The organism is Pectobacterium brasiliense (assembly GCF_016950255.1).
Lineage (GTDB): Bacteria > Pseudomonadota > Gammaproteobacteria > Enterobacterales > Enterobacteriaceae > Pectobacterium > Pectobacterium brasiliense.
In genome coordinates this window covers 237,713-259,217 of record NZ_JACGFN010000003.1, presented here as the reverse complement: position 1 = coordinate 259,217, position 21,505 = coordinate 237,713, and the positions used below count along the sequence as shown (strand labels likewise).

Here is a 21,505-nt window from a genome sequence, read left to right as displayed (position 1 = left end):
TTCAGCTCACTCAGACACAGGTCGTTTCTTACCACGTATATTTATGCGAAAGCATGACTTATTTCAGATATAAAAAAACCGGGTTTCCCCGGTTTTTTTACGCTCTTACAGATTACTCTGCAGTAGCCACTTCTTCTGTCTGCGAAACTGAGCGATCAACGAGCTCGATGTATGCCATCGGCGCATTGTCACCAGCACGGAAGCCACACTTCAGAATACGAGTGTAACCACCGGCACGGCTCGCGAAACGCGGGCCCAGTTCATTAAACAGTTTTGCCACGATCTCGTTATCACGAGTACGGGCGAATGCCAGACGACGATTAGCAACGCTGTCGGTCTTGGCAAGAGTAATCAGCGGTTCAACAACGCGACGCAGCTCTTTCGCTTTCGGCAGGGTCGTCTTGATGATTTCATGACGAACCAAAGAACTAGCCATGTTACGGAACATAGCCTGACGATGGCTGCTGTTACGGTTCAGTTGACGACCACTCTTACGATGGCGCATGACCTTATCCTTCTCAGTAAAACCTTAACCTGTGATCTGGTTACTCATCAGCAATGCTTGCCGGTGGCCAGTTTTCCAGGCGCATGCCCAGAGACAGACCACGGGAAGCCAGTACGTCTTTAATCTCAGTAAGAGATTTTTTACCCAGGTTAGGCGTTTTGAGCAGCTCAACCTCGGTACGCTGTACCAGATCACCGATGTAGTGGATAGCTTCTGCCTTAAGGCAGTTAGCAGAGCGGACAGTCAATTCCAGATCGTCAACAGGGCGCAGCAGGATCGGATCGAATTCTGGTTTCTCTTCTTTAACTTCTGGCTGACGAACATCACGTAAGTCAACAAAAGCTTCAAGTTGTTCAGCCAGAATGGTAGCCGCACGGCGGATCGCCTCTTCAGGATCGATCGTGCCATTGGTTTCCATTTCGATGACTAGCTTGTCCAGGTCAGTACGCTGTTCTACACGAGCTGCTTCAACATTGTAGGCAATACGCTCTACAGGGCTGTAGCAAGCATCAACTAACAGACGACCAATCGGGCGCTCATCTTCTTCCGTATGAATACGGGCAGATGCCGGCACATAACCACGACCACGTTGAACTTTGATACGCATGCTAATAGATGCGTTCTCATCGGTCAGATGGCAAATTAAGTGCTGCGGCTTGACGATTTCGACATCACCATCATGGATGATGTCGGCTGCAGTCACAGGGCCAATGCCAGATTTATTCAGGGTAAGAATAACTTCATCTTTGCCTTGAACTCTCACCGCCAGCCCTTTCAGGTTGAGCAGGATTTCCAGGATATCTTCCTGTACGCCTTCTTTGGTGCTGTACTCATGCAGTACACCATCAATCTCAACCTCGGTCACCGCGCAACCTGGCATGGATGAAAGCAGAATACGGCGCAGTGCGTTGCCAAGAGTATGGCCGAAGCCCCGCTCTAATGGCTCAAGGGTCACCTTGGCGTGCGTCGAACTCACTTGCTCGATATCAACCAGGCGCGGTTTTAGAAACTCTGTCACAGAACCCTGCATTGTGTCCTCTCTTTGGTACTAAGCTTTACTTGGAGTAAAGCTCGACGATCAGGTGTTCATTAATGTCCGCAGACAGATCGGTACGTTCAGGAATACGTTTGAACACACCTTCCATCTTGGCAGCATCAACTTCCAGCCAAGTTGGCTTTTCACGCTGTTCAGCCAGCTCCAGAGCGGCTTTCACGCGAGATTGCTTTTTCGCTTTCTCACGGATGCTGACTACGTCATTCGGGGATACCTGATAAGAAGCGATGCTAACAACGCGACCGTTTACCATGATAGCTTTGTGGCTTACCATCTGACGTGCTTCAGCACGAGTGGCACCAAAACCCATACGATAAACAACGTTATCCAGACGACCTTCCAGCAGTTGCAGCAGGTTTGCACCTGTGTTGCCTTTCAGACGTGCAGCTTCTTTATAATAGTTACGGAACTGACGCTCCAGAACACCGTAGATACGGCGGACTTTTTGCTTTTCACGCAACTGTACACCATAGTCAGACAGACGCGGTTTACGCGCACCGTGCTGGCCAGGAGCTTGTTCAATTTTACACTTGGAATCGATCGCACGAACACCAGACTTAAGGAACAGGTCGGTGCCTTCACGACGGCTCAGCTTGAGCTTAGGACCCAAATATCTTGCCATTTTCTTTCTCCAACAATCCTAAAAGCGGCGTTATACGCGGCGCTTTTTCGGCGGACGACAACCGTTATGAGGGATCGGAGTCACATCAGTAATATTAGTGATGCGGAAACCAGCCGCGTTCAATGCGCGGATAGTAGACTCACGGCCCGGACCAGGTCCTTTAACCATAACTTCCAGGTTCTTAATACCGTACTCTTTCACGGCCTCTGCGCAACGTTCTGCAGCTACCTGAGCAGCGAACGGCGTAGATTTACGAGAACCACGGAAGCCGGAACCACCGGCAGTTGCCCAACCCAGCGCATTACCCTGACGATCAGTAATGGTTACGATGGTGTTGTTGAAAGAAGCATGGATATGAGCCACACCGTCAGAGACTTGCTTTCTTACACGCTTACGTGCACGAATAGGTGCCTTTGCCATTATTCAATCACCCCGATTATTTCTTGATCGGTTTGCGCGGACCCTTACGGGTACGGGCGTTAGTCTTGGTACGCTGACCGCGAACCGGCAGACCACGACGATGACGCAAACCACGATAAGTACCAAGGTCCATAAGACGCTTGATGCTCAGGGTAACTTCACGACGCAGATCACCTTCTACAACAAACTTGGCAACTTCGTCACGCAGCTTATCGATTTGCTCTTCAGACAGCTCACTGATCTTAACATCTTCGGCAATCCCTGTTGCAGCACAAATAGCCTGCGACCGAGTTTTACCGATACCGAAAATCGACGTTAACGCAATAACGGTATGTTTATGATCAGGAATGTTAATGCCTGCTATACGGGCCACTATGCACTCCTACAATTTTATACAGCAACACCATTCTGAAAAGCCCGTTTTCAGGATACTCAAATAATGTTGCAGCTACATACAAAAGATTGGCTGGCTAATCTAGCCAGCTCAATCCAACTTTGCAAGAAAAATATGCGAGATAATCAGCCTTGACGCTGTTTATGCTTCGGCTCGGCACTGCAGATCACACGAACGACACCGTTACGCTTAACAATCTTACAGTTACGACATAATTTCTTGACGGAAGCACGAACTTTCATTTTTACTCTCCGTAACTTCTCAAACTCACCTAATTAGCGGTTATAGCCTTTCAGGTTTGCTTTCTTCAATGCAGACTCATATTGACTCGACATCATCAGAGTTTGCACTTGAGCCATAAAGTCCATGATGACGACAACAACGATCAATAAAGATGTACCCCCGAAATAGAAAGGTACTTTCATTGCGTCACGCATAAACTCCGGGATCAGGCAGATAAAAGTAATATACATCGCACCAATCAGAGTCAGACGAGTCATCACTTTATCGATATATTTCGCCGTTTGCTCTCCCGGACGAATTCCTGGCACGAATGCACCGGACTTCTTCAGGTTATCTGCTGTTTCGCGCGGGTTGAAAACCAACGCAGTGTAGAAGAAACAGAAGAAGATGATTGCAGACGCATAGAGTAACACATAAAGCGGCTGTCCGGGCTGCAAATACAGCGAAATAGTTGTCAGCCAGTTCCAACCGGTACCGCCCCCAAACCAAGATGCAATCGTGGCTGGGAACAGAATAATACTGGAGGCGAAAATTGCAGGGATAACCCCAGCCATGTTCACTTTCAGCGGTAAATGCGTACTCTGTGCTGCATAAACACGACGCCCCTGTTGACGTTTTGCATAGTTAACGACGATACGACGTTGACCACGCTCAACGAAAACAACGAAGAAGGTTACTGCAAACACTAAAACTGCAACCAACAGCAACAGGAGGAAGTGCAGGTCGCCTTGCCGAGCTTGCTCGATAGTATGGCCAATGGCCGGCGGTAGTCCCGCAACAATACCAGCGAAGATTATGATCGAGATACCGTTACCGATACCACGTTCCGTAATCTGTTCTCCCAGCCACATCAGGAACATTGTCCCAGTAACCAGGCTCACAACAGCGGTAAAGTAGAAAGCAAAACCTGGATTTATCACCAAGTCTTGCATTCCAGGCATATTCGGCAAACCGGTAGCAATACCGATCGACTGGAATATAGCCAATACCAAGGTACCGTAACGGGTATACTGGCTGATCTTACGACGGCCAGCTTCCCCTTCTTTCTTTATTTCAGCCAACGCGGGATGAACCACCGTCAGCAACTGGATAATAATCGACGCCGAAATATACGGCATAATACCCAGTGCAAAGATAGAAGCACGGCTGAGAGCACCACCAGAGAACATGTTAAACATTTCAATGATGGTGCCTCGCTGCTGTTCAAGCAATTTGGCAAGCACAGTGGCATCAATACCAGGAATTGGGATAAAAGAGCCAATACGGAAAACAATTAGCGCACCGATAACAAACAAAAGTCTGCGCTTCAGTTCACCAACTCCGCCTTTAGCACTTTGAAAATCTAATCCTGGTTGCTTAGCCATCTGCTACTTATTCCTCAATTTTACCGCCAGCAGTTTCGATAGCAGCACGAGCACCTTTAGTGACACGCAGACCACGAATCGTTACCGGACGAGCAACTTCACCAGACAGAATCACTTTCGCGAACTCAATCTGAATGCCAATAACATTAGCGGCTTTCAGCGTATTCAGGTCAACCACGTCGCCTTCTACTTTAGCTAAATCAGACAGACGAACTTCTGCCGTGATCATCGCTTTGCGAGAAGTAAAACCGAATTTCGGCAGACGACGATATAAAGGCATCTGACCACCTTCAAAACCACGACGCACGCCACCGCCAGAACGAGAGTTCTGACCTTTGTGACCACGACCACTGGTTTTGCCCAGGCCAGAACCAATACCACGACCTAAACGCTTCGGTGCGTGTTTAGCACCTTCGGCCGGAGACAGAGTATTTAAACGCATCTGTTACTCCTCTACTTTAACCATGTAGGAAACCGCGTTGACCATACCGCGAACCGCAGGAGTATCCTCACGTTCAACTGTATGACCAATACGACGCAGACCCAGGCCAAGCAGTGTCGCCTTATGTTTCGGCAGACGACCGATTGCACTACGGGTTTGAGTAATTTTAATAGTCTTTGCCACGGTCATTACCCCAGAATTTCTTCAACGGATTTACCACGCTTGGCAGCGACCATTTCTGGGGACTTCATATTTGCCAAACCATCAATCGTTGCACGAACCACGTTAATCGGGTTAGTGGAACCATAGGCTTTAGCCAATACGTTGTGAACCCCTGCAACTTCCAAAACGGCGCGCATTGCACCACCGGCAATAATACCGGTACCTTCGGAAGCTGGCTGCATGAACACACGAGAACCCGTGTGAGCACCTTTAACTGGGTGCTGCAGGGTGCCGTTGTTCAGCGCGACATTCATCATATTGCGACGGGCTTTTTCCATCGCTTTCTGGATCGCTGCTGGAACTTCGCGAGCTTTACCGTAACCAAAACCAACGCGGCCGTTGCCATCACCCACTACAGTCAGTGCGGTGAAGCTGAAAATACGACCACCTTTAACGGTTTTAGATACGCGATTTACCGCGATCAGCTTTTCCTGCAGTTCGCCAGCTTGTTTCTCGATGTGAGCCATCTTACACCTCTACCTTAGAACTGAAGGCCAGCTTCACGGGCAGCATCTGCCAGTGCTTGGACTCGACCATGATATTGGAAACCGGAACGGTCGAAAGAGACATCTTTGATGCCTTTTTCTAACGCGCGTTCTGCAATAGCTTTACCTATTGCACTTGCTGCGTCTTTATTACCGGTAGACTTCAGTTGTTCAGCGATAGCTTTTTCTACAGTAGAAGCGGCTACCAGGACTTCAGAACCGTTCGGTGCAATGACCTGCGCATAAATATGGCGTGGAGTACGATGTACCACCAGACGCGTCGCACCCAGTTCCTGGAGCTTGCGGCGTGCGCGGGTCGCACGACGGATACGAGCTGCTTTCTTATCCATAGTGTTACCTTACTTCTTCTTAGCCTCTTTGGTACGCACGACTTCGTCGGCGTAACGGACACCCTTGCCTTTATAAGGCTCAGGACGACGGTAGGCGCGTAATTCCGCAGCAACCTGACCAATAACCTGCTTATCAGCACCTTTCAGTACGATTTCAGTTTGGCTTGGGCATTCTGCAGTAATACCTGCCGGCAGTGCATGCTCTACTGGGTGAGAAAACCCGAGAGACAGGTTAACCACGTTGCCTTTAACAGCAGCACGGTAACCAACACCAACCAGTTGCAGCTTCTTAGTGAAGCCTTCGGTAACACCGATAACCATTGCGTTCAACAGAGCACGAGTGGTACCCGCTTGGGCCCATCCGTCAACAAAACCTTCGCGCGGAGCGAAAGTCAGAGCGTTGTCAGCTTGTTTCACTTCAACAGCATCGTGGATCTTACGACTCAGCTCGCCGTTTTTACCCTTAATCGAAACATCCTGACCGTTGAGTTTTACCTCTACGCCGGCAGGAATGACGACGGGTGCTTTTGCAACACGAGACATTTTTCCTCCCGATTAAGCTACGTAGCAGATAATCTCGCCACCAAGACCAGCCTGGCGAGCTGCACGATCAGTCATAACACCTTTAGAGGTAGAAACAACTGCGATACCCAAACCGGCCATAACTTTTGGCAGCTCATCTTTTCTTTTATAGATGCGCAGACCTGGACGGCTTACTCGCTGAATGCTTTCTACCACTGCCTTGCCCTGGAAATATTTAAGTTCTAATTCCAGAACTGGCTTGGTGTCGCCTTCGATTTTGAAATCTTCAATGTAACCTTCTTCCTTCAGCACGTTGGCAATTGCCACTTTCAGCTTGGAGGAAGGCATGGTGACCGCAACTTTGTTCGCGGCTTGACCGTTACGGATACGGGTCAGCATATCCGCGATCGGATCTTGCATGCTCATCTGTCTTTACTCCCGTGATTCAATTGGTGACAATTACCAGCTAGCCTTTTTCAGACCCGGAATTTCACCGCGCATAGCGGCTTCACGGACCTTGATACGGCTCAACCCGAACTTCCGCAGGAAAGCGTGCGGACGACCAGTTTGGCGGCAGCGGTTACGCTGACGAGACGGGCTGGAATCACGCGGCAGAGTCTGCAGCTTAAGAACTGCATCCCAACGATCTTCGTCGGATGAGTTCACACCAGAGATGATAGCTTTCAATTCCTCGCGTTTAGCGCGGTATTTTTCAGCCAGTTTCACACGAACAACTTCGCGTGCTTTCATGGATTGCTTAGCCATTAGTAACCCTACCTTACTTGCGGAATGGGAAGTTAAAGGCGGCCAACAGCGCACGGCCTTCATCATCGGATTTCGCAGTAGTGGTAATGGTAATGTCCAAACCACGAACGCGATCGACTTTATCGTAGTCGATTTCCGGGAAGATGATCTGCTCACGCACACCCATGCTGTAGTTACCACGACCATCGAATGACTTAGCGGACAAGCCACGGAAGTCACGAATACGCGGTACAGCAATGGAAATCAGACGCTCAAGGAACTCCCACATGCGTTCGCCACGCAGAGTTACTTTACAGCCGATCGGATAGCCCTGACGGATTTTGAAGCCTGCAACAGATTTGCGTGCTTTGGTGATCAACGGTTTTTGACCGGAGATTGCTGCCAGATCAGCTGCTGCGTTATCCAGCAGTTTCTTGTCAGCGATCGCTTCACCAACACCCATATTCAGGGTGATCTTCTCGACCCGAGGGACTTGCATGACAGAATTGTAGTTAAACTCAGTCATGAGCTTTTTAACTACTTCGTCTTTGTAGTAATCATGCAGTTTCGCCATCGTACTACTCCAAATTACTTGATAGTTTCGCTATTAGATTTAAAGAAACGGACTTTTTTTCCGTCTTCGAATCTAAAGCCTACACGGTCAGCCTTACCAGTTGCCGCATTGAAGATTGCAAGGTTAGAAACTTGAATTGCAGCTTCTTTTTCAACGATGCCACCTGGTTGGTTCAGGGCCGGAACCGGCTTCTGATGTTTTTTAACCAGATTAATACCTTCAACAATGACCTTACTAGCAGACAGGACATTTTTTACTTTACCGCGCTTACCTTTATCTTTACCGGTTAGCACAATAACTTCGTCATCACGACGGATTTTCGCTGCCATGATTCGCTCCTTAAAGTACTTCTGGTGCCAGAGAGATAATTTTCATGAACTTCTCATTACGCAGTTCACGAGTTACCGGCCCAAAAATACGCGTACCGATAGGCTGTTCGCTGTTATTGTTTAAAATAACGCAAGCATTGCCATCGAAGCGAATGACAGAACCGTCCGGGCGACGAACACCCTTCTTGGTGCGCACCACTACCGCCTTCAGAACATCGCCTTTCTTCACCTTACCGCGAGGAATTGCTTCCTTGATGGTAATTTTGATGATATCGCCGACGCCTGCGTAGCGACGGTGCGAGCCACCTAGAACCTTGATACACATTACGCGACGTGCACCGGAATTATCGGCCACGTTCAGCATAGTCTGTTCTTGGATCATTTTAGTGCTCCGCTTGTCAACTACTACTCTAGGACCCTTTCGGGCCATTAAATACCCCATAATTGAGGGCGCAGCATTATAACACCGCTTCCTTGGTATGGGTAGAAAAAATAAACGGCCCTTTGCAGAGCCGTTTATCATAAGAGAAGAGCGCTACTTTATTACAGAATCGCTTTCTCTACAACGCGAACAAGTGTCCAAGACTTATTTTTGGACAGCGGACGGCATTCGCGGATTTCAACCACGTCACCGATACCGCATTCATTGTTCTCGTCATGTACGTGCAGCTTAGTCGTACGCTTAATGAATTTACCGTAAAGCGGGTGTTTCACAAAACGTTCGATAGCAACAACCATGGATTTCTCCATTTTGTCGCTTACAACACGACCTTGCAGAGTACGGATTTTATCGGTCATTACGCACCCGCCTTCTCAGTCAGTAAAGTCTTAACACGTGCAATATTGTGACGCACTTGTTTTACCAGGTGAGTCTGTTGCAACTGACCACTGGCAGCCTGCATACGCAGGTTAAATTGCTCGCGCAGCAGGCCGAGCAGTTCAGTGTTCAGCTCTTCGACGCTTTTTTCACGCAGCTCATTTGCTTTCATTACATCACCGTCTTAGTTACAAAGGTGGTTTTGATAGGCAGTTTCGCTGCTGCCAGTTGGAATGCCTCACGGGCTAACTCTTCCGGCACACCGTCCATTTCGTACAGGACTTTACCTGGCTGAATCAAGGCAACCCAATATTCCACGTTACCTTTACCTTTACCCATACGAACTTCAAGCGGTTTCTCGGTGATCGGTTTGTCCGGGAATACACGGATCCAGATCTTACCTTGACGCTTAACAGCACGAGTCATGGCACGACGTGCAGCTTCGATTTGACGAGCAGTCAGGCGACCGCGGCCAACAGCTTTCAGACCGAAAGTGCCGAAGCTAACATCCGTACCCTGCGCCAGACCACGGTTGCGGCCCTTGTGCACCTTACGGAATTTTGTACGCTTTGGTTGTAACATCAGCGACTCTCCTTACTTGCGGCCTTTACGCTGCTGCTTTTTAGGTTGAGCAGCCGGTTTTTCCGGTTGTTCAACGGCAGCCATACCACCCAGGATCTCACCTTTGAAGATCCACACTTTCACACCGATAACACCATAAGTGGTGTGCGCTTCGGAGGTGTTGTAGTCGATATCCGCACGCAGTGTATGCAATGGAACACGACCTTCACGGTACCATTCGGTACGCGCGATTTCAGCGCCGCCAAGACGGCCACTTACTTCAACTTTAATACCTTTAGCGCCCAGACGCATGGCGTTCTGTACCGCACGCTTCATAGCACGACGGAACATCACACGACGCTCCAGCTGAGAAGTGATGCTGTCAGCAACCAGTTTTGCGTCCAGTTCAGGTTTACGAACTTCTGCGATATTGATCTGTGCAGGTACGCCAGCGATATCCGCTACGACTTTGCGCAGTTTTTCAACATCTTCACCTTTTTTACCGATAACGATACCCGGGCGAGCAGTGTGAATAGTCACACGAATGCTTTTTGCCGGACGTTCGATAACGATACGAGAAACAGAAGCCTTCTCCAGTTCCTTCGTCAGGTATTTACGAACTTTAAAATCGCTGTCCAGGTTGTCAGCGAATTCTTTGGTATTCGCATACCAGGTAGAGTTCCAAGGTTTGACAATACCCAGGCGAATACCATTAGGATGTACTTTCTGACCCATTGCTAGTCTCCAGAGTCTCAGCGATCGGACACAACCACAGTAATGTGGCTGGTACGCTTCAGGATGCGATCCGCACGACCTTTAGCACGCGGCATAATGCGCTTCATGCTTGGGCCTTCGTCAACGAAGATTTTCGCGACTTTCAGATCATCAATGTCAGCGCCATCGTTGTGTTCTGCGTTAGCAATAGCAGACTCCAGCACTTTTTTAACCAGACCAGCAGCTTTCTTGTTGGTGTAGGTCAGAACTTCCAGAGCTTGCGACACTTTCTTACCGCGAATCAGGTCTGCCACCAGGCGAACCTTTTGAGCAGAAGAACGAGCGTGGCAATGTTTAGCGATAGTTTCCATCTCTTCCTCCTACCTTAGCGCTTCTTGGCCTTTTTGTCGGCCGCATGGCCGCGATAAGTACGAGTCGGCGCGAATTCACCCAGTTTGTGACCGACCATTTCATCGGAAACAAACACCGGAACGTGCTGACGACCATTATGGACAGCGATGGTCAAACCGATCATATTTGGAAAGATCGTTGAACGACGGGACCAAGTGCGCAAAGGCTTCTTGTCTCCGCTTTCCACCGCTTTCTCTACCTTCTTCAGCAAGTGCAGGTCAATAAATGGACCTTTCTTGAGAGAACGTGGCATGGTTTATCCTCTAAGATTATTTAGTACGGCGACGTACGATAAATTTATCAGTACGCTTGTTGCTGCGGGTCTTCTTACCTTTGGTCTGAACGCCCCACGGACTAACCGGGTGCTTACCAAAGTTACGACCTTCACCACCACCGTGTGGATGGTCGACTGGGTTCATTGCCGTACCGCGAACGGTAGGACGAACACCACGCCAGCGTGCAGCACCAGCTTTACCCAGAACGCGAAGCATGTGCTCAGCGTTGCCAACTTCGCCCAGCGTAGCGCGGCAGTCGGATTCGACTTTACGCATTTCGCCAGAACGCAGGCGCAGGGTAACGTAAGAACCGTCACGAGCAACGATCTGAACGTAAGCACCAGCAGAACGAGCCAGTTGGCCGCCTTTACCTGGTTTCATTTCTACGTTATGAACCGTTGAACCGACTGGAATGTTACGCATCGGCAGGGTGTTACCCGCTTTAATCGCAGCATCAACGCCAGATTGAATCTGGTCGCCGGCTTTCAGGCCTTTCGGCGCCAGGATGTAACGACGTTCGCCGTCTTTGTACAGAACCAGCGCGATATTCGCGGAACGGTTCGGATCATACTCCAGACGCTCAACAACCGCAGGAATACCGTCTTTATTGCGTTTGAAGTCAATCAGACGATATTGCTGTTTGTGACCACCACCGATGTGACGGGTAGTGATGCGGCCATTGTTGTTACGGCCACCGGATTTGCTGTTCTTTTCCAGCAACGGGGCATAAGGCTTGCCCTTGTGCAGCTCAGGGTTAACCACTTTAACAACGTGGCGACGACCCGGAGATGTCGGTTTACATTTAACAACTGCCATTGTCTTTCTCCTCCGACTTACTCAGCGCCGCCGATGAAGTCCAGATTCTGGCCTTCTTTCAGGGTGACGTAAGCTTTTTTCCAGTCGCTGCGACGACCAATACGCTGTCCGTGACGCTTAACTTTACCCTTAACTACCAGGGTGTTTACGTCTTTAACTTCTACTTCGAACAGTTTCTCTACAGCAGCAACGATCTCTGCTTTAGTCGCGTCTTTAGCAACTTTGAGAACGATGGTGTTAGTTTTTTCCATCGCGGTAGATGCTTTTTCAGATACGTGCGGCGCGCGCAGTACTTTCAGCAGACGTTCTTCACGGATCATGCCAGCATCTCCTCAACTTGCTTAACTGCATCAGCAGTCATAACGACTTTGTCGAAGGCGATCAAGCTAACTGGGTCGATACCTGCTGCATCACGCACGTCAACCTTGTACAGGTTACGTGCAGCCAGGAACAGATTTTCATCCAGTTCACCGGTGATGATCAACACGTCTTCCAGTGCCATTTCTTTCAGTTTCTGCGCAAGCAACTTAGTTTTCGGTGCTTCTACAGAGAACGTCTCGACAACGATCAGACGATCTTGACGTACCAGTTCGGACAGAATGCTTTTCAGCGCGCCGCGGTACATCTTTTTGTTAACTTTCTGACTGTGGTCCTGTGGCTTAGCAGCGAAGGTTACACCACCGGAACGCCAGATCGGGCTCTTAGCAGAACCAGAACGCGCACGGCCAGTACCTTTCTGACGCCAAGGTTTTTTACCGGAACCAGTTACTTCAGCACGGGTCTTCTGGGCGCGAGTACCTTGACGGGCACCTGCTGCATAAGCAACAACAACCTGATGTACCAGCGCTTCGTTGAAATCACGACCGAAGGTAGTTTCGGAAACAGTCAGCGCGCTTTGCGCGTCTTTCAATACTAATTCCATTGCTATCTCCTCACGCCTTCACAGCTGGTTTAACGATCAGGTCGCTACCGGTAGCTCCCGGAACAGCACCTTTAACCAGCAGCAGGTTGCGCTCAGCGTCAACACGCACTACGTCCAGGCTCTGAACGGTTACACGTTCGTTACCCAGCTGTCCTGCCATTTTCTTGCCTTTGAACACTTTGCCCGGAGTCTGGTTCTGACCGATAGAACCCGGAACGCGGTGGGACAAGGAGTTACCGTGAGTAGCATCCTGAGTACGGAAATTCCAGCGCTTAACTGTGCCAGCAAAACCTTTACCTTTAGATGTACCAGTAACGTCTACTTTTTTAACGTCTGCGAAAATTTCGACACTGATGCTCTGACCTACAGTGAACTCTTCGCCTTCAGAAAGACGGAATTCACGCAGAGTACGGCCAGCTTCTACGCCAGCTTTAGCAAAGTGACCTGCTTCTGGCTTAGTAACACGGTTTGCTTTTTTAGCACCAGTAGTTACTTGCGCAGCGCGGTAACCGTCGTTAGCCAGGTCTTTAACCTGAGTTACGCGGTTTGCTTCAATTTCGATAACGGTTACGGGGATAGATACGCCATCTTCAGTGAAGATACGGGTCATGCCCACTTTTTTACCGACTAAACCAATCATTGTTTCAACCTCTCAATCGCTCAATGACCTGATTAACCCAGGCTGATCTGCACGTCTACACCAGCAGCCAGATCCAGACGCATCAGAGCATCAACGGTTTTCTCGGTTGGCTCAACGATGTCAACCAGACGCTTGTGAGTGCGAATTTCGTACTGATCGCGCGCATCTTTATTGACGTGCGGAGAAATCAGAACGGTAAAGCGCTCTTTGCGGGTCGGCAGCGGGATCGGACCACGTACTTGCGCACCAGTGCGCTTAGCAGTCTCGACGATTTCCGCAGTTGATTGATCAATCAGACGATGATCAAACGCTTTCAGGCGGATACGGATTCTTTGGTTCTGCATGAGACCAGAGCTCCAATTATTTATAAACGTAAATGATTACTCCTCACACCCATTTCGATTGATGGGGGAGTGTAATCGTCAGCACATAACCCCCATATCGGGAGTATTGTTTTGGTCAATAAATGAATATTGACCGCCTGATTCGGATTGAATCAGGCTTACCTAGTTTCGGTAAGCTCGCGCATTATACGCAAATTGGCTGGGGAAGCAATAAGCAGGATGAAATGATTTTAATGCGGCCGGAGCAATGTGCACAGTCCGGCCGAATTGGGGCATAAATTACATAGCAGGCTATGATAATCGGTTACTCAGCTTTTAGCTGAGCTTGAAGATAGTTTTGTATACCAAGACGTGAAATCAAGTCTAATTCTGTTTCCAGCCAGTCGATGTGCCCTTCTTCATCGGCAAGAATTTCTATCATTAGATCCCTACTGACGTAGTCATGCACCGAATCAGCATAGGCAATTGCCTCACGCAAATTCTTTGCGCCATCCAATTCAAGTTGAAGATCAGAACGTAAGATCTCCTCGACATCCTCGCCAATGTTTAACTTACCCAAATCCTGTAGATTAGGGATGCCTTCGAGAAACAGGATTCGTTCGATGTAGCGATCAGCATGTTTCATTTCGTCAATAGACTCATGATATTCGTGATCGTTAAGACGGGTTAAGCCCCAGTTTTTAAACATTCGGGCATGAAGAAAATATTGGTTAATGGCTACCAGCTCGTTGCCCAATAACTTATTCAGGTGTGTGATGACTTTTTTATCGCCTTTCATGACATGCTCCTCCGCTCCAGTTCTTAAAGTGTAGAACCGGTAAGCAGAGAGTCAAAAAAACAACCCTACATTTTATGCTACTTCATACATATCAGGAATTTTAGCCTGCTCTTCCTCAAAAATGACACGCGCCTGACGAATACACTTACCGCAGTCAGTCCCGATAGGGACGAGTTTGCGTAATTGCTGCATAGATTGAGGCTGGTGCTGACGAACAGCATTACGAATGACTTTGTCAGAAATCGCGTTGCACAAACACACATACATATCAGAATGACTCATTGTTATCGCGAGTGTCTTTCGCACTACCTTTCAGGACACTACAACCAGCATTTGAAACCGCTCCTAGCGATTTTTTAACCAACTGAGTTATTCTAAATAAGAATTATTTTTATTTCAATTCCCACCTAATCATTAGGACGTAAAAAAAGGCACCGAAGTGCCTTTTTCCTGCATTAAGTTTATCAGCGATTAAGCGATAACTTTAGCAACAACGCCCGCGCCTACTGTACGGCCGCCTTCACGGATGGCGAAACGCAAACCGTCGTCCATCGCGATTGGGTGGATCAGGGTAACAACCATTTTGATGTTGTCGCCCGGCATTACCATCTCTACGCCTTCTGGCAGTTCGATGGTGCCCGTTACGTCAGTTGTACGGAAGTAGAACTGAGGACGGTAGCCTTTGAAGAACGGAGTATGACGGCCGCCTTCATCTTTGCTCAGGATATACACTTCGGATTCGAACTGAGTGTGCGGCTTGATTGAACCCGGCTTAGCCAGTACCTGACCACGCTCGATTTCTTCACGCTTGATACCACGCAGCAGAACACCAACGTTCTCACCTGCACGACCTTCGTCCAGCAGTTTGCGGAACATTTCTACGCCAGTACAGGTAGATTTCGCGGTATCCTTGATACCAACGATTTCAACTTCTTCACCGACTTTAACGATACCGCGCTCTACACGACCGGTAACAACAGTACCACGACCGGAGATGGAGAATACGTCTTCGATTGGCAGCAGGAACGGCTTGTCAATGGCGCGCTCTGGTTCTGGAATGTAAGAATCCAGGTGCTCTGCCAGTTCGATGATTTTTGCTTCCCACTCAGCTTCGCCTTCCAGCGCTTTCAGAGCAGAACCACGAACCACTGGGGTGTCGTCGCCTGGGAAGTCGTACTGAGACAGCAGCTCACGCACTTCCATCTCAACCAGTTCCAGCAGCTCTTCGTCATCAACCATGTCACATTTGTTCAGGAACACGATGATGAAAGGAACGCCAACCTGACGACCCAGCAGGATGTGCTCACGGGTCTGAGGCATTGGGCCGTCAGTCGCAGCAACAACCAGGATCGCGCCATCCATCTGGGCAGCACCGGTGATCATGTTTTTCACATAGTCGGCGTGTCCTGGGCAGTCAACGTGCGCGTAGTGGCGAGACGGGGTATCGTATTCAACGTGAGACGTGTTGATGGTGATACCACGTGCTTTTTCTTCCGGTGCGTTATCGATCTGGTCGAATGCTCGCGCGCTACCACCGTAGGTTTTAGCCAGAACGGTAGTGATTGCAGCAGTCAGAGTAGTTTTACCATGGTCAACGTGGCCGATAGTACCGACGTTAACGTGGGGTTTTGTACGTTCAAATTTTTCTTTAGACACGGCGATATTCCTTACTCAAATGCTCTCCCCCTATGGAGAGAGCACGGGATTTTGTTTTAACCCTGAGGCTTATTTACCACGGGCTTCAATTACGGCCTGAGCAACGTTGTTAGGCGCATCATCGTACTTCAGGAACTCCATGGAGTAAGAAGCACGGCCTTTGGTCAGAGAACGCAGTTGAGTTGCGTATCCGAACATTTCAGACAACGGAACTTCAGCGTGAATCACAACGCCAGTAACGTTAGATTCCTGACCACGCAGCATACCACGACGACGGCTAAGGTCACCGATGACATCACCAGTGTTCTCTTCCGGCGTTTCAACTTCAACCTTCATGATCGGCTCAAGCAGAACAGGTTTTGCTTTCTTAAAGCCGTCTTTAAAGGCGATAGAAGCAGCCAGTTTAAACGCCAATTCAGAGGAGTCAACGTCATGGAAAGAACCGAAGTGCAGACGCACGCCGAGATCAACCACTGGGTAACCAGCCAACGGACCCGCTTTCAGCTGTTCCTGGATGCCTTTATCAACGGCAGGGATGTATTCACCAGGAATTACACCACCTTTGATGTCGTTGATGAACTCGTAACCTTTCGGATTTGAGCCCGGTTCCAGCGGGTACATGTCGATAACAACATGACCATACTGACCACGACCACCAGACTGCTTGGCGTGTTTACCTTCAATATCGGTAACTTTCGAGCGAATGGCTTCACGATAAGCAACCTGTGGTTTACCCACGTTTGCTTCAACGTTGAACTCACGCTTCATACGGTCAACGATGATGTCGAGGTGCAGTTCACCCATACCAGCGATGATGGTCTGGTTAGATTCTTCGTCAGTCCATACACGGAAAGACGGGTCTTCTTTAGCCAGACGACCCAATGCCAGACCCATTTTTTCTTGGTCAGCTTTGGTTTTCGGTTCTACCGCGATGGAGATTACCGGCTCTGGGAATTCCATACGTTCCAAAATGATGACGTTATCTGGATCACACAGAGTGTCACCCGTCGTTACATCTTTCAGACCGATAGCAGCAGCGATATCGCCCGCACGAACTTCTTTGATCTCTTCACGCTTGTTAGCGTGCATCTGAACGATACGACCAAAACGCTCACGTGCTGATTTAACTGGGTTCAGTACGGTGTCACCGGAGTTAACTACACCAGAGTACACGCGGAAGAACGTCAGGTTACCAACAAACGGGTCGGTTGCAATTTTGAACGCCAGTGCAGCAAACGGCTCGTCATCACTTGCGTGACGCTCAGCCGGTGTGTCTTTACCGTCATCCAAAAGACCATTGATCGCAGGTACGTCAACTGGGGATGGCAGGTAGTCAACTACCGCATCCAGCATCGCCTGAACACCTTTGTTCTTAAATGCAGAACCACAGGTTACCAGGATGATTTCGTTGTTCAGAACGCGCTGACGCAGAGCTTTTTTGATCTCTTCTTCAGTCAGTTCTTCACCACCCAGGTATTTCTCCATCAGCTCTTCAGAAGCTTCTGCTGCGGATTCGATCAGGTTTTGGTGCCATTCTTCAGCCAGTTCCTGCATATCAGCTGGGATCTCTTCGTATTCGAAGGTCACGCCCTGATCGGCATCGTTCCAGTTGATGGCTTTCATTTTCACCAGGTCAACAACACCGGTGAAACCTTCTTCAGCACCAATTGCCAGCTGCAGCGGAACAGGGTTCGCGCCCAGACGGGATTTGATCTGACCAACAACTTTCAGGAAATTCGCACCCATGCGGTCCATTTTGTTAACGAACGCAATGCGTGGAACTTTATATTTGTTTGCCTGACGCCATACGGTTTCAGACTGTGGCTGAACACCACCAACTGCGCAGTAAACCATTACCGCACCATCCAGTACACGCATGGAACGTTCTACTTCGATAGTGAAGTCAACGTGTCCCGGGGTGTCGATGATGTTTACGCGATGCGGTTCATACTGCTTAGCCATACCAGACCAGAATGCAGTAGTCGCTGCGGAGGTGATAGTAATACCACGCTCCTGCTCCTGCTCCATCCAGTCCATGGTAGCTGCGCCGTCATGAACTTCACCGATTTTATGGTTTACACCAGTGTAGAACAGAATACGTTCGGTAGTAGTGGTTTTACCGGCGTCGATGTGCGCACTGATACCGATATTACGGTAGCGTGCGATGGGTGTTGTACGAGCCATTTGTATCCTCTATTTACTAGGGCGTTCAATTTAGTTAACCCAAGCGGGTTGGCTATTTTTAGCGCCCGCTTGGTTAGCATGACTACAGCGAAGGGATTACCAACGGTAGTGAGCGAACGCCTTGTTAGCTTCGGCCATACGGTGAACGTCTTCACGTTTCTTAACAGCAGTACCTTTGTTTTCTGCTGCATCAGAAAGTTCGTTCGCCAGGCGCAGAGCCATAGATTTATCACCGCGTTTACGAGCAGCTTCTACGATCCAACGCATTGCCAACGCATTACGACGAACCGGACGGACTTCTACTGGTACCTGATAAGTAGAACCACCAACGCGGCGCGACTTAACTTCGACAGTCGGGCGAACGTTGTCCAGAGCTACTTCAAAAGCTTCCAGATGATCTTTACCAGAACGCTGAGCCAGGGTCTCCAGCGCGGTATAGACGATTGCTTCTGCAGTAGATTTTTTACCATCTACCATCAGGATGTTTACAAATTTGGCCAGCAGTTCTGATCCGAACTTAGGATCCGGCAGAATTTTACGTTGACCAATGACGCGACGACGTGGCATGGAAATACTCCGTTGTTAATTCAGGATTGTCCAAAACTCTACGAGTTTAGTTTGACATTTAAGTTAAAACGTTTGGCCTTACTTAACGGAGAACCATTAAGCCTTTGGCTTCTTCACGCCGTATTTGGAACGGGATTGCTTACGGTCTTTAACACCTGAGCAGTCCAGCGCGCCACGAACGGTGTGGTAACGCACACCTGGCAGGTCTTTAACACGACCGCCACGGATCAGGATCACGGAGTGCTCCTGCAGGTTATGACCTTCACCACCAATATAGGAGGTAACTTCAAAACCGTTGGTTAAACGAACACGACATACTTTACGCAGTGCGGAGTTCGGTTTTTTAGGGGTGGTAGTATATACACGGGTACATACGCCACGTTTCTGCGGGCATGCTTCCAGCGCCGGAACGTTGCTTTTAGCAGCCTTCAGGGAGCGTGGTTTGCGTACCAGCTGGTTAATCGTTGCCATTCAAAAAGCTCCTGGGTTTTGCTTCGTAAACACGTAATAAATCGCCTCATGTTTGCGCAAGGCAAAGTATGAGGACGCAGAATTTTAGGGCTGGCAGTGGAAGGAGTCAAGAAATATACAAAAATTCGGCGTTACCACGCGAGTTGCTGCGGGTGCTCCACTGTCAGTTGAACAAACTGATTATAGTCAATGAGTGTCACATTGTTTGAAATTTGTTCAGTCATTCCTCTTGCCGCGGTATCAGGCTGGAGCGCGTAGAGAAGAACCGCTGAATCAAGAAGACGCTGAATAATATCTCCACCGGCCAGCGCAGCGATAACACCGTCTTGCAATAAGACCAAAGCATCACCCTGATCTAAACTGCGCAAGAGTACATCCAGGTCAACGTGATAAGGAGAACGTGAGAGTGTATGCAGCATAAAGGGGAGATCCGTCGCTAGAATGAAAGGATGGAATGATAATCGGCCAACTTACTGCGCCATGCTTGCGGCCCTAATAGCTCTACATCCAAAACCCAGTCTGTCTCTATACTCAACCCACGCTGGCGCGCAGAAGTCTCGCACAGATAACAAGCGTCGATATCGTATAACGGCAGCACGCCAAACGTTGCGATGTAATTACGCATCAAAATCTTTTCCGGCTGTTGATGCGGCAGCAGTTGCAGTACGCCATCACCAACAAAAAATACGCCAATTTCTTCCGTCAGGGCTGACATCGCCAATAGCGCATCCAGCCCTTCCCGTCCGGAAGCGCTCCCGTGTGGGGAATGCGTAAAAACAAATGCGACTCGCTTCATAACGCTACCTTAAAACTGAATAACCCGATCGCAGGTCAGCACCGATTGCGCCAGTTCCCCCAACCCGCTCAGAACAAAGCCGGGTTGCAGATTCGCGCCAGCAAGGTTGAGCTGAGTCGCTTGCTGCGCGTCGGTAACACCTCTTCGTAATGCAGCGGCGACACAGACATTCAGCGCCACCTGATGCGTTTCGCCTAACTGCTGCCAGGCGCGTACAAGATCAAACTCATCATTAGCGGGTGACGTTAGCTGGTTGGCATTTAGCACGCCCTCGCGATAGAAGAACACGCTTTTCAGCCTGTGCCCTTCAGCCAACAGCGCCTGTGCAAACTGCAACGCGCTGCTCGCTTGCTGTGTGCCATAAGCCGGGCCAGTCACCAGCAAACAGTAACTCAGCATTAACGTTCGTGCCCGCTGAAGTCGCCGCTTTTGAATTGACGAATATAAAGATAGACCGTGTGTTTAGAGATATTGAGGCGTTCGGCGACCTGGTTGATGGCGTCTTTAATATCAAAGATGCCTTTCTCATACAGGCTCAGTACAATTTGGCGATTTTTCGCATTATTGGAGACGTTACGATCCGCATTGACTTCCTCAATCGAAAACTCCAGCGTTTGTGCCACGAGATCATCAACGGATGACGCAAAGTTAACGGAAGAAGCGACATCATGCGTTTCAGGTGGAATAAAGGTCTGCACAATCTGGGAGAAAGGCACATCCAAATTCATGTTGATACACAGCAGCCCAATCACGCGCTGATCGCGATTGCGAATGGCAATCGTCACTGACTTCATCAACACGCCGCTTTTTGCACGGGTAAAATAGGCTTTCGACACGCTGCTATCTTCACCTGCCATGTCATGCAGCATACGCAATGCAAGATCCGTAATCGGCGAGCCAATCTTCCTGCCGGTATGTTCCCCATTCGCAATACGCACGGCGGAACATTTAAGATCCTCAAGCGAGTGCAACACAATCTCACAATGCTCGCCAATTAACATGGCCAAGCCATCAACCACCGCTTCATACGATTTCAGGATCTCATAGTCCGTTTGACTGAAAGGACGTTCATCCAGCAAATCAAGCTCATAAGATTCGCCAGATATAAGCGAATTAGACATGGCAGACACCACCCTCAACGTCATCTATTTATTTTGTATTGACAGGGACACAGTCTAGCAAATGTCCACACTCACGTCCCTGAATTTAACGGGCTACCTCTTAAGGTTGCATTAATTTAATCCCGCTAGAGTCAGCGTCTTCTTTCCTCTCTATCATGGAAA

General features: G+C 49.1%; 38 protein-coding genes. All 38 read right to left on the bottom strand.

Going from position 1 to position 21,505, the window contains the following annotated elements; translation table 11 throughout:
* Nucleotides 1-112: 112 nt before the first annotated feature.
* Nucleotides 113-505, bottom strand: a complete 393-nt coding sequence (rplQ, locus tag H4F65_RS20520; protein WP_005970246.1) for a 50S ribosomal protein L17 — start codon at nucleotides 503-505, stop codon at nucleotides 113-115.
* A 40-nt stretch (nucleotides 506-545) separates the two neighbouring features.
* Entirely contained in the window at nucleotides 546-1,535 is a 990-nt protein-coding gene (locus tag H4F65_RS20515; protein ID WP_005970247.1) for a DNA-directed RNA polymerase subunit alpha, read from the bottom strand.
* A 25-nt stretch (nucleotides 1,536-1,560) separates the two neighbouring features.
* Nucleotides 1,561-2,181: a 30S ribosomal protein S4 gene (gene rpsD / locus H4F65_RS20510; protein WP_010286047.1), complete on the bottom strand. Its 621-nt coding sequence runs from the start codon at nucleotides 2,179-2,181 to the stop codon at nucleotides 1,561-1,563.
* 30 nt (nucleotides 2,182-2,211) lie between these two features.
* Nucleotides 2,212-2,601, bottom strand: coding sequence for a 30S ribosomal protein S11 (rpsK, locus tag H4F65_RS20505; protein ID WP_002919257.1), 390 nt, complete (start codon nucleotides 2,599-2,601; stop codon nucleotides 2,212-2,214).
* A gap of 16 nt (nucleotides 2,602-2,617) precedes the next feature.
* Entirely contained in the window at nucleotides 2,618-2,974 is a 357-nt protein-coding gene (gene rpsM, locus H4F65_RS20500; protein ID WP_010286058.1) for a 30S ribosomal protein S13, read from the bottom strand.
* Between the two features lie 146 nt (nucleotides 2,975-3,120).
* Complete coding sequence (gene rpmJ / locus H4F65_RS20495) at nucleotides 3,121-3,237, bottom strand: 50S ribosomal protein L36 (protein ID WP_002227352.1); 117 nt, start codon at nucleotides 3,235-3,237, stop codon at nucleotides 3,121-3,123.
* 33 nt (nucleotides 3,238-3,270) lie between these two features.
* On the bottom strand, nucleotides 3,271-4,602 hold the full coding sequence (secY, locus tag H4F65_RS20490; protein WP_010286083.1) for a preprotein translocase subunit SecY: 1,332 nt from the start codon (nucleotides 4,600-4,602) through the stop codon (nucleotides 3,271-3,273).
* 7 nt (nucleotides 4,603-4,609) lie between these two features.
* On the bottom strand, nucleotides 4,610-5,044 hold the full coding sequence (rplO, locus tag H4F65_RS20485; RefSeq protein ID WP_010286086.1) for a 50S ribosomal protein L15: 435 nt from the start codon (nucleotides 5,042-5,044) through the stop codon (nucleotides 4,610-4,612).
* 3 nt (nucleotides 5,045-5,047) lie between these two features.
* Nucleotides 5,048-5,227 carry a 50S ribosomal protein L30 gene (rpmD, locus tag H4F65_RS20480; RefSeq protein ID WP_004846568.1) on the bottom strand — a complete coding sequence of 60 codons (180 nt, stop codon included), beginning with the start codon at nucleotides 5,225-5,227 and terminating at the stop codon, nucleotides 5,048-5,050.
* Between the two features lie 5 nt (nucleotides 5,228-5,232).
* Complete coding sequence (gene rpsE / locus H4F65_RS20475) at nucleotides 5,233-5,733, bottom strand: 30S ribosomal protein S5 (RefSeq protein WP_005970257.1); 501 nt, start codon at nucleotides 5,731-5,733, stop codon at nucleotides 5,233-5,235.
* A 14-nt stretch (nucleotides 5,734-5,747) separates the two neighbouring features.
* Complete coding sequence (gene rplR, locus H4F65_RS20470; RefSeq protein WP_010286111.1) at nucleotides 5,748-6,101, bottom strand: 50S ribosomal protein L18; 354 nt, start codon at nucleotides 6,099-6,101, stop codon at nucleotides 5,748-5,750.
* A gap of 9 nt (nucleotides 6,102-6,110) precedes the next feature.
* Nucleotides 6,111-6,644, bottom strand: coding sequence for a 50S ribosomal protein L6 (gene rplF / locus H4F65_RS20465; protein WP_005970259.1), 534 nt, complete (start codon nucleotides 6,642-6,644; stop codon nucleotides 6,111-6,113).
* A 12-nt stretch (nucleotides 6,645-6,656) separates the two neighbouring features.
* On the bottom strand, nucleotides 6,657-7,049 hold the full coding sequence (gene rpsH, locus H4F65_RS20460) for a 30S ribosomal protein S8 (RefSeq protein WP_005970261.1): 393 nt from the start codon (nucleotides 7,047-7,049) through the stop codon (nucleotides 6,657-6,659).
* Nucleotides 7,050-7,082: 33 nt separating this feature from the next.
* Nucleotides 7,083-7,388, bottom strand: a complete 306-nt coding sequence (gene rpsN / locus H4F65_RS20455; protein ID WP_010286114.1) for a 30S ribosomal protein S14 — start codon at nucleotides 7,386-7,388, stop codon at nucleotides 7,083-7,085.
* 13 nt (nucleotides 7,389-7,401) lie between these two features.
* Nucleotides 7,402-7,941, bottom strand: a complete 540-nt coding sequence (gene rplE / locus H4F65_RS20450; protein ID WP_005970265.1) for a 50S ribosomal protein L5 — start codon at nucleotides 7,939-7,941, stop codon at nucleotides 7,402-7,404.
* Between the two features lie 14 nt (nucleotides 7,942-7,955).
* On the bottom strand, nucleotides 7,956-8,270 hold the full coding sequence (gene rplX, locus H4F65_RS20445) for a 50S ribosomal protein L24 (RefSeq protein WP_005970267.1): 315 nt from the start codon (nucleotides 8,268-8,270) through the stop codon (nucleotides 7,956-7,958).
* Nucleotides 8,271-8,280: 10 nt separating this feature from the next.
* Nucleotides 8,281-8,652 carry a 50S ribosomal protein L14 gene (rplN, locus tag H4F65_RS20440; protein WP_000613954.1) on the bottom strand — a complete coding sequence of 124 codons (372 nt, stop codon included), beginning with the start codon at nucleotides 8,650-8,652 and terminating at the stop codon, nucleotides 8,281-8,283.
* A 161-nt stretch (nucleotides 8,653-8,813) separates the two neighbouring features.
* Nucleotides 8,814-9,068, bottom strand: a complete 255-nt coding sequence (gene rpsQ, locus H4F65_RS20435; RefSeq protein WP_010286161.1) for a 30S ribosomal protein S17 — start codon at nucleotides 9,066-9,068, stop codon at nucleotides 8,814-8,816.
* Nucleotides 9,068-9,259, bottom strand: a complete 192-nt coding sequence (gene rpmC, locus H4F65_RS20430; RefSeq protein ID WP_005970272.1) for a 50S ribosomal protein L29 — start codon at nucleotides 9,257-9,259, stop codon at nucleotides 9,068-9,070. The genes rpsQ and rpmC overlap by 1 nt, the downstream gene beginning before the upstream one ends.
* Complete coding sequence (gene rplP, locus H4F65_RS20425) at nucleotides 9,259-9,669, bottom strand: 50S ribosomal protein L16 (protein ID WP_005970273.1); 411 nt, start codon at nucleotides 9,667-9,669, stop codon at nucleotides 9,259-9,261. Before rplP ends, rpmC begins: the two co-directional genes overlap by 1 nt.
* A gap of 12 nt (nucleotides 9,670-9,681) precedes the next feature.
* Complete coding sequence (rpsC, locus tag H4F65_RS20420; RefSeq protein WP_005970274.1) at nucleotides 9,682-10,383, bottom strand: 30S ribosomal protein S3; 702 nt, start codon at nucleotides 10,381-10,383, stop codon at nucleotides 9,682-9,684.
* A gap of 17 nt (nucleotides 10,384-10,400) precedes the next feature.
* Nucleotides 10,401-10,733: a 50S ribosomal protein L22 gene (gene rplV, locus H4F65_RS20415; protein ID WP_005970275.1), complete on the bottom strand. Its 333-nt coding sequence runs from the start codon at nucleotides 10,731-10,733 to the stop codon at nucleotides 10,401-10,403.
* Between the two features lie 14 nt (nucleotides 10,734-10,747).
* Nucleotides 10,748-11,026, bottom strand: a complete 279-nt coding sequence (rpsS, locus tag H4F65_RS20410; protein ID WP_004929772.1) for a 30S ribosomal protein S19 — start codon at nucleotides 11,024-11,026, stop codon at nucleotides 10,748-10,750.
* Between the two features lie 16 nt (nucleotides 11,027-11,042).
* Nucleotides 11,043-11,864 carry a 50S ribosomal protein L2 gene (gene rplB, locus H4F65_RS20405; protein WP_010286179.1) on the bottom strand — a complete coding sequence of 274 codons (822 nt, stop codon included), beginning with the start codon at nucleotides 11,862-11,864 and terminating at the stop codon, nucleotides 11,043-11,045.
* Between the two features lie 17 nt (nucleotides 11,865-11,881).
* Entirely contained in the window at nucleotides 11,882-12,184 is a 303-nt protein-coding gene (rplW, locus tag H4F65_RS20400; protein ID WP_005970277.1) for a 50S ribosomal protein L23, read from the bottom strand.
* Nucleotides 12,181-12,786: a 50S ribosomal protein L4 gene (gene rplD, locus H4F65_RS20395; protein ID WP_010286181.1), complete on the bottom strand. Its 606-nt coding sequence runs from the start codon at nucleotides 12,784-12,786 to the stop codon at nucleotides 12,181-12,183. The genes rplW and rplD overlap by 4 nt, the downstream gene beginning before the upstream one ends.
* 10 nt (nucleotides 12,787-12,796) lie before the next feature.
* Complete coding sequence (gene rplC, locus H4F65_RS20390) at nucleotides 12,797-13,426, bottom strand: 50S ribosomal protein L3 (protein WP_010286182.1); 630 nt, start codon at nucleotides 13,424-13,426, stop codon at nucleotides 12,797-12,799.
* 32 nt (nucleotides 13,427-13,458) lie between these two features.
* Nucleotides 13,459-13,770, bottom strand: a complete 312-nt coding sequence (gene rpsJ, locus H4F65_RS20385; RefSeq protein ID WP_001181005.1) for a 30S ribosomal protein S10 — start codon at nucleotides 13,768-13,770, stop codon at nucleotides 13,459-13,461.
* Nucleotides 13,771-14,074: 304 nt separating this feature from the next.
* Complete coding sequence (gene bfr / locus H4F65_RS20380) at nucleotides 14,075-14,548, bottom strand: bacterioferritin (RefSeq protein WP_010286186.1); 474 nt, start codon at nucleotides 14,546-14,548, stop codon at nucleotides 14,075-14,077.
* Nucleotides 14,549-14,620: 72 nt separating this feature from the next.
* Nucleotides 14,621-14,815 carry a bacterioferritin-associated ferredoxin gene (gene bfd, locus H4F65_RS20375; protein WP_005970281.1) on the bottom strand — a complete coding sequence of 65 codons (195 nt, stop codon included), beginning with the start codon at nucleotides 14,813-14,815 and terminating at the stop codon, nucleotides 14,621-14,623.
* Between the two features lie 204 nt (nucleotides 14,816-15,019).
* Nucleotides 15,020-16,204: an elongation factor Tu gene (gene tuf / locus H4F65_RS20370; protein WP_010277443.1), complete on the bottom strand. Its 1,185-nt coding sequence runs from the start codon at nucleotides 16,202-16,204 to the stop codon at nucleotides 15,020-15,022.
* A gap of 69 nt (nucleotides 16,205-16,273) precedes the next feature.
* Nucleotides 16,274-18,388 (bottom strand): elongation factor G, encoded by a 2,115-nt coding sequence (fusA, locus tag H4F65_RS20365; RefSeq protein ID WP_010277445.1) that lies wholly within the window; start codon nucleotides 18,386-18,388, stop codon nucleotides 16,274-16,276.
* A gap of 96 nt (nucleotides 18,389-18,484) precedes the next feature.
* Nucleotides 18,485-18,955 (bottom strand): 30S ribosomal protein S7, encoded by a 471-nt coding sequence (gene rpsG / locus H4F65_RS20360; protein WP_009111198.1) that lies wholly within the window; start codon nucleotides 18,953-18,955, stop codon nucleotides 18,485-18,487.
* A gap of 96 nt (nucleotides 18,956-19,051) precedes the next feature.
* Nucleotides 19,052-19,426, bottom strand: coding sequence for a 30S ribosomal protein S12 (gene rpsL, locus H4F65_RS20355; RefSeq protein WP_005969567.1), 375 nt, complete (start codon nucleotides 19,424-19,426; stop codon nucleotides 19,052-19,054).
* A 131-nt stretch (nucleotides 19,427-19,557) separates the two neighbouring features.
* A complete protein-coding gene (tusB, locus tag H4F65_RS20350) occupies nucleotides 19,558-19,845 on the bottom strand; it encodes a sulfurtransferase complex subunit TusB (RefSeq protein WP_010277464.1) in 288 nt (95 codons plus the stop codon).
* Between the two features lie 17 nt (nucleotides 19,846-19,862).
* Entirely contained in the window at nucleotides 19,863-20,222 is a 360-nt protein-coding gene (tusC, locus tag H4F65_RS20345) for a sulfurtransferase complex subunit TusC (protein ID WP_010277467.1), read from the bottom strand.
* A 9-nt stretch (nucleotides 20,223-20,231) separates the two neighbouring features.
* The gene (gene tusD / locus H4F65_RS20340) at nucleotides 20,232-20,621 is read right to left on the bottom strand and encodes a sulfurtransferase complex subunit TusD (RefSeq protein ID WP_010277471.1); all 390 of its coding nucleotides are present in this window, start codon (nucleotides 20,619-20,621) and stop codon (nucleotides 20,232-20,234) included.
* A complete protein-coding gene (locus tag H4F65_RS20335) occupies nucleotides 20,621-21,343 on the bottom strand; it encodes a helix-turn-helix transcriptional regulator (protein WP_010277474.1) in 723 nt (240 codons plus the stop codon). Before H4F65_RS20335 ends, tusD begins: the two co-directional genes overlap by 1 nt.
* Nucleotides 21,344-21,505 lie beyond the last annotated feature (162 nt).